The following is a 782-nucleotide window of genomic DNA, read 5'->3' on the forward strand; positions in this document are numbered from 1 at the left end:
CAAACTGCTGTTAGCCAACGTGCTTTTTATCAATATGTTTGAATAAGAACGTCTGTCGGAATATTTAATCTCTCATGAAGTTGACGAATCATTTCTAATGAAAGCTTTCTTTTTCGGTTTAAGATTTCACTTGCGCGACTTTTTAATCCAACAATCTTCGCCAAATCATTTTGATTATAACCCATTTGTTCCATTCTGAATTTTATTGCTTCGATTGGATCTGGTAAGCCAATTGGAAAGTGTTCATTTTCATATTGATCAATAAGAATTCCCAATACTTCAAGTTCATCGCCTTCTGCTGAGCCGAGTTTTGCATCAAAGATTGTTTCCAATCTTTCCAAAGCTTGATTATAATCTTTTTCAGTTTTTATAGGTTTAATTTCCATAGCTTTTAAATTTCGTTAGCGTTAATCTTATCATACTCTGCATGCGTTCCAATAAATCGAATCCAAATCATTTGATAATTATAATTTATCCTTACAATCAATCTGTAATTATTTCCTTTGATATTAAAAACAATGCGATTATCATTTAAAATACTTGCGCTTGGATATTCTTTTTTTACTTCGTTTGGATTTTTCCATTCAGCATTGCTGGTTTCCTGAAACCAGGATTTCAGTTGTTGCTCTGAGTCTGCATGAACTTCCCAAAAATCGCGCAGTATCTTTTTCGAAATTATTCTCAATGTTTAATTTTTTTTCAAAGATAATTAAAAGTTCCCAATACGGGAAATATTTGTAGAGTTTTTTTTCTGCGCAAAATTGGCGCATGTTGGCTAACGT

At 32.2% G+C, this 782-nt stretch carries 2 protein-coding genes; both read right to left on the bottom strand.

Annotation, left to right across the window (positions count from 1 at the left end; translation table 11 throughout):
* Positions 1 to 29 precede the first annotated feature (29 nt).
* Positions 30 to 386: a helix-turn-helix domain-containing protein gene (locus ICG50_RS13015; protein WP_187661331.1), complete on the bottom strand. Its 357-nt coding sequence runs from the start codon at positions 384 to 386 to the stop codon at positions 30 to 32.
* Between the two features lie 5 nt (positions 387 to 391).
* Entirely contained in the window at positions 392 to 685 is a 294-nt protein-coding gene (locus ICG50_RS13020) for a type II toxin-antitoxin system HigB family toxin (RefSeq protein ID WP_187661332.1), read from the bottom strand.
* Positions 686 to 782 lie beyond the last annotated feature (97 nt).

Source organism: Flavobacterium buctense (assembly GCF_014486695.1).
GTDB classification, from domain to species: Bacteria; Bacteroidota; Bacteroidia; order Flavobacteriales; family Flavobacteriaceae; genus Flavobacterium; species Flavobacterium buctense.